The sequence below is a fragment of the Hallella sp. genome (assembly GCF_037460745.1).
Classification (GTDB): Bacteria; Bacteroidota; Bacteroidia; order Bacteroidales; family Bacteroidaceae; genus Prevotella; species Prevotella faecis.
Genome location: NZ_JAXVAE010000017.1, coordinates 1 through 5298, shown reverse-complemented (window position 1 = coordinate 5298; position 5298 = coordinate 1). Strand labels below are relative to the sequence as shown.

Annotated in this window: 5 protein-coding genes and 1 pseudogene; 4 read left to right on the top strand and 2 right to left on the bottom strand. The window is 46.7% G+C overall.

Annotation, left to right across the window (positions count from 1 at the left end):
* Positions 1–112: 112 nt before the first annotated feature.
* Both WKK33_RS00270 and WKK33_RS00265 read left to right on the top strand, forming a co-directional pair.
* Positions 113–685, top strand: coding sequence for a hypothetical protein (locus WKK33_RS00270; protein ID WP_337931975.1), 573 nt, complete (start codon positions 113–115; stop codon positions 683–685).
* A gap of 81 nt (positions 686–766) precedes the next feature.
* Positions 767–901, top strand: a pseudogene (locus WKK33_RS00265) (Cof-type HAD-IIB family hydrolase); the annotation flags it as partial.
* A 2-nt stretch (positions 902–903) separates the two neighbouring features.
* On the opposite strand, the gene WKK33_RS00260 reads toward WKK33_RS00265, so the two are convergent.
* Both WKK33_RS00260 and WKK33_RS00255 read right to left on the bottom strand, forming a co-directional pair.
* Complete coding sequence (locus WKK33_RS00260; RefSeq protein WP_337931974.1) at positions 904–2022, bottom strand: DUF262 domain-containing protein; 1119 nt, start codon at positions 2020–2022, stop codon at positions 904–906.
* A gap of 25 nt (positions 2023–2047) precedes the next feature.
* On the bottom strand, positions 2048–3088 hold the full coding sequence (locus WKK33_RS00255; RefSeq protein ID WP_337931973.1) for an adenine-specific methyltransferase EcoRI family protein: 1041 nt from the start codon (positions 3086–3088) through the stop codon (positions 2048–2050).
* 469 nt (positions 3089–3557) lie between these two features.
* Here WKK33_RS00255 and WKK33_RS00250 point away from each other — a divergent pair, with 469 nt between their 5' ends.
* Positions 3558–4316 (top strand): ABC transporter permease, encoded by a 759-nt coding sequence (locus tag WKK33_RS00250; RefSeq protein ID WP_309438569.1) that lies wholly within the window; start codon positions 3558–3560, stop codon positions 4314–4316.
* A 33-nt stretch (positions 4317–4349) separates the two neighbouring features.
* The gene (locus WKK33_RS00245) at positions 4350–5123 is read left to right on the top strand and encodes an ATP-binding cassette domain-containing protein (protein WP_215759894.1); all 774 of its coding nucleotides are present in this window, start codon (positions 4350–4352) and stop codon (positions 5121–5123) included.
* Positions 5124–5298 lie beyond the last annotated feature (175 nt).

Sequence of the window (5298 nt, the reverse complement as noted above, 5' to 3'; positions counted from 1 at the left end):
CCAGTGCGTCTTCCTCAGGGATAGGATCATACGCCCAAGCCGCAAGAATGGGCACGGGCTTGATGGACGCATCCTCCTCCGCCATGGGCGGAATGGTGAATAGGTAAAGTTTATGGAAAATAAAAAAAGTCAGTTCGTTAAATTTGAGTACTTTCTGAATGCAATACATTATTGCATATATCTCGAGCAGGTTTGGTCAGGTAAGAAATTTGAGGTAATAGTAAGATTTCTCTATAAGCCAATGTTTGTTCTTCCCCTAAAGTTTGAATTTAAAGAAAAAATGAAAAAGCGATTGAATGGTCAAGATAAGGAAATAGAGAATATAAAATATGGTGAAAAATATGGATTGTCAATTGGCATGTCTCATTATCTGTTTGGATATTTCTACTCGAGCTATCCAGCATTCATTTCTTTCCTTTTTGGAGGGATTGCGCTTAAAACTGATCCATATCTGAACCCACTTCTGAGCATAACTATTTTAGCTCTTCCCATTGTTCTTTGTTATGTTCCTGCATACAAAGCAGTGTTCTCAAATGACAAATATTTGAAATACTTCAAACAATTCAAGAAAGAAGACCATCAATGGCGTAAAACATGGAGAGTAAGAACAATTGCATTCTGCTTGGGGTCTGTGTTCGTAACGATTCTTGGAATAGTTGTTATGTGGGGGATTTTACTTATGTGAATTGCAACGCAAGAAGGCCATTTCTCCTCAATCATGAGCCATGAATGAATAATTTGTCCTGAATGTCATGGCTGCATGAGAGTTGAGATCCTCACCTATCAGGGCGAGGGCATAGCCGCCACCGACATCAGCAATGAGTATGTGCGCCACGAGGCTTTCATCAATAAGATGCCGCTCACGCAATACGACGACTTCGTCCATCAGGTGCAACATCCCATCTATTTACCACCCTTTCGTCGGTTACACTCACGGCATAGCATTTCACAGTTGTCTGCAACCGTTGTTCCGCCTTTGCTCCACGGCTTAATGTGGTCGGCTTCCATTTCTTCGAGTTCAAAGTGCTTGCCACAATGAGGGCAAATGCCTTTTTGGCGTTCGTATGCTTCACGCTTTTGCTTTTTGTCGAAGGTGCGGAACGAGAGGTCGCGCAAATCTCCGCTTAACACATAGCGGTAGATGCCCGATTTCTTCATAATCTCGTCATCTTCCATGAGGTCATGTATCTGCTGTTCAAGTTTGTCGGTGTTGTAAACTTCACTGCCGAACTCATCAAACATCTCCCCCCAGTCAAGACCCTTCATCTCCTTGCGGTATTTTGGAAAAGTTGACTTTACCCATGTCATGACCTGCATGTAGTATGCCCACAGCTTGTTAGCGTTTGGGTCGTACTGATGGATTGCCATATATTTGTCTACAGGTGTGGTGTCTGCTATTCCATCATGGCGTGCCGCCCATTTCAAGGCAGTTTCCAAGTATGCCTGCTCCTCTAATTTTCCTGTCATATAGTCGCCGCCTACTTTGTAGGCCGCACATCCATGCTTGCTGAAGTAGCGGCGTGCGTCCGTAACAAAAGGCCCTACATACACGGCGTTTCTCAACTCCTGATCAAGCAGACGCTCACCTGCGATGTTGATGACACGAAACCAGTCGAGTTTCTCCTTGTCAGTTCCGGTGCAGAAATACACTGTCAACTCGTAGTCGAGGAAATGCTGTTTTTCTTTATCAGTGAGATTGTCGAAATATAACACGGGGCGGTCTTTGTCCACAATGTTGAAGGCATGTTGGTAGTATTCGCAGATGGACAGTGTACGTTGCTGTCCGTCTATCATTTCAAAACTTCCGTCCCCAACAACGCTCCAATACATTATGTTGAGCGGAAAGCCTTTCAAGATTGTTTCTATAACGGCTTGCTGCTGTTTCAAGTCGTAGCGAAACTCACGCTGGTATGGCGGGCGTATGTTCAGTTTGCCATGGTAACCATAAACTCCATTATTGGGGTCGTTGGTGTAGCCGGATATAAGGTCGCGTATTGCGATTGATTTAAGCTCGATGTTCATAAGTTGAATTCTATGGTACGATAAATTATGCTCTTTTTCTTATAAGTATTCTGGCATAGCAACCAATGAGCTTGCCTTTGTCATTACGATAGCACAATTTGCCTTTGCGGAAACTCTTGTCCTCACGGAACAATGCGGCACATTGCTCTGCCGTCAGGTTGGCGCTAACTCCACATTCCACGCCAAGCTCTCCACCATTGCCTATGCCTATTATCTCGAATTGGTCGGGATTGTATTTGTCCATGAATGTGATGGGAACTCCCATTACGCCATCATAATCACAAGGAATCAACTCCGTCTTAGAAACCTCAATGGCATCATAATTGATGTATTGAGGATATTCGTCGGGAGTATAGCTTTTGTATAGGATGAGGTTTTCGTGGCGTTCTTTATAATCAAGATTTGTGAACCACGTAACGCCTGAAACACGTATCATACCTTTACGATGGGTGCCAGCAGTTGCAACATCTTCATACGAAGAAATGAAATGTCCTGCATTTCCTTTAAATCCAAAACCCAACCACATTTTGTTGTCTCTTATCAAAGGGAAAATCTCTTTATACGACAATGCGTTCTGATGACCTATTATCAAGAACTTCTTGTCGTATTCAATCAGTTGTGCAACGTACTCTCTAAACAATGAGAACGGCGGATTAGTTACCACAATATCAGCCTCTTTAAGTAGCTCAATACATTCCTTGCTGCGGAAATCGCCATCGCCTTTCAATGGTTTCACCCCTATTTCCTCGGCATCAGGGATACGGTTGCCGTTCTTGTCGCCTTCGTATACAAGATACACTGCCTGCTCGCTTTGATTTTGGCTGAACAGGTCCATATTCTGATTCTTGTAGCAAGTGGTTATGAGTTTCTTCAAGCCGAGAAACTCGAAGTTGTAGGCGAAGTAAGTGAAGAAGTTGCTTATGCGTGGGTCGTCGCAGTTGCACAGCACCGTTTTTCCACGGAAATGGTCGTGATAGTGGTGCAATTCGTTGTTAATGTCTTCGAGTTGTGTATAGAATTCGTCTTTCTTAGCAGCTTTTGCCTTGTCGATAGTTCTTTTTGCCATGAGTAATAAAGATTGATAGTTATGAGACTTATGAGCACGAACTATCAATCACGCCAAGACGCAAAAAGGGCGTGATGCTCCTTATTGCGTTCAGCTATGAGGCAGCCTCGGAATGGAAACCTCAGATTATCAATAAAGAATACATCACGCCTAAGGCGAGATGCATTTCTATTATACGATAATCTAAGGCACGCCATACCGAATGCCTTATCACAATTATTTCTGTTACGTTATTTCCATCCAATAAGTTTCCGAGGCTTTTGGCTGAACGCGAAATAATAGCGAATGCTTTGTTTTACCAACGATGTCTTGGAAAGGGGCAAGCCCAATCCGAGCGTAAAATTACAAATAAATACCGACACACGCCCACGTTTCACCATAAAACTTCTAAAAACTTTCTGCCCGATTGCAGTTTATCGGGATGTTTTGGTTACTTTTGCATTGATAACGTAAAAAAACGACAACGCACATGTTTCTCATTAAATTACTCCGCAACTGGCTCACCACGTTTGGCAGCTACCTCTTCCTGATGGGCCGTTCCTTTTCGCGCCCCGAGCGCATGCGTGTGTTCATGAAGCGCTACGTCAAGGAGATGTCTCAACTGGGTGTCGACTCCATCGGCATCGTGCTACTCATATCGTTCTTCATCGGCGCGGTGATCTGCATCCAGATGAAGGTGAACATCCAGAGTCCGTGGATGCCCCATTGGGTAACGGGCTATGTGACGCGCGAAATCATGCTGCTGGAGTTCTCCTCATCCATCATGTGCCTGATTCTTGCGGGCAAGGTGGGTTCCAACATCGCCTCGGAGATTGGCACGATGCGCGTGACCCAACAGATCGACGCCCTTGACGTGATGGGCGTCAACTCGGCCTGCCACCTCATCCTTCCCAAGATCATGGGCTTGGTAACCATCATGCCGTTCCTGGTGATCTTCTCATCGACCATGGGCATTGTGGGCGCCTACGCCACGGCCTACATCGGCCACATGATGTCGCCCGAGGACCTTACGTCGGGCATGCACCACGCCTTCAACTCGTGGTTCATGTGGATGAGCATCATCAAGAGCCTGTTCTTCGCCTTCATCATCTCGAGTGTGTCGAGCTATTACGGCTACACCGTGGAGGGCGGCTCCGTGGAGGTCGGCAAGTCGTCGACCGACGCCGTGGTGTCGTCGAGCGTGCTCATTTTGTTCTCCGACGTGTTCCTCACCCAACTGTTGTCGTAACGCATTTCCCAACCCTCTCAACCATCAGCCATCATGATTGAAATTAAGCAACTCACCAAATCGTTTGGCGACAGAACGGTGCTCCAGGGCATCGACGCTGTCTTCGAAACGGGCAAGACCAACCTCATCATCGGCCAGAGCGGATCGGGAAAGACCGTTCTGATGAACGACCTCGTCGGACTGCTGGAGCCCACGTCGGGACAGATACTCTACGACGGTCGCGACTTTGTTACCATGGACAAGCGCCAACGCATCCTTTTGCGCCGCGAAATGGGCATGACGTTCCAGGGATCGGCCTTGTTCGACTCGCTGAACGTGCTTGAAAACGTTAGGTTCCCGCTCGACATGTTCTCATCGATGAGCAGCCGGGAGCGCGACAGGCGCGCCATGGAGTGCATAGAGCGCGTGAACCTCAAGGGCGCCGAGACCAAGTATCCCGACGAGATCTCTGGCGGCATGCAGAAGCGTGTGGCCATTGCCAGGGCCATTGTGCTCAACCCGAAGTACCTCTTCTGTGACGAGCCCAACTCGGGTCTCGACCCCAAGACATCGCTCGTCATAGACCGCCTGCTGTCGGACATTACACACGATTACGGCATAACGACCATCATCAACACGCACGACATGAACTCGGTGATGGGCATCGGCGAGAAAATTATCTTCATCTACCAAGGACACAAGGAATGGGAAGGCACCAAAGACCAAGTGATGGACGCCAAGAACAAACGCCTCAACGACTTCGTCTTCGCCTCCGACCTCTTCCGAAAGGTTCGCAAAGCCGAGCTCGACGAGGACAACAACAAGTAGCGGAACTATGCGAAAATAACAAATGGTTTGTTTGCCAGAATCAATGGCAAAATTAGCGCACCTACTTTTTCAAAGATATTAAACACAAAGGTTCAGAAGATTGATATGAATACAATTAAGCGTAACTATTCAGCGGTAGCGCTGCACCCTTAATCCATAATTGAAATATACTGCA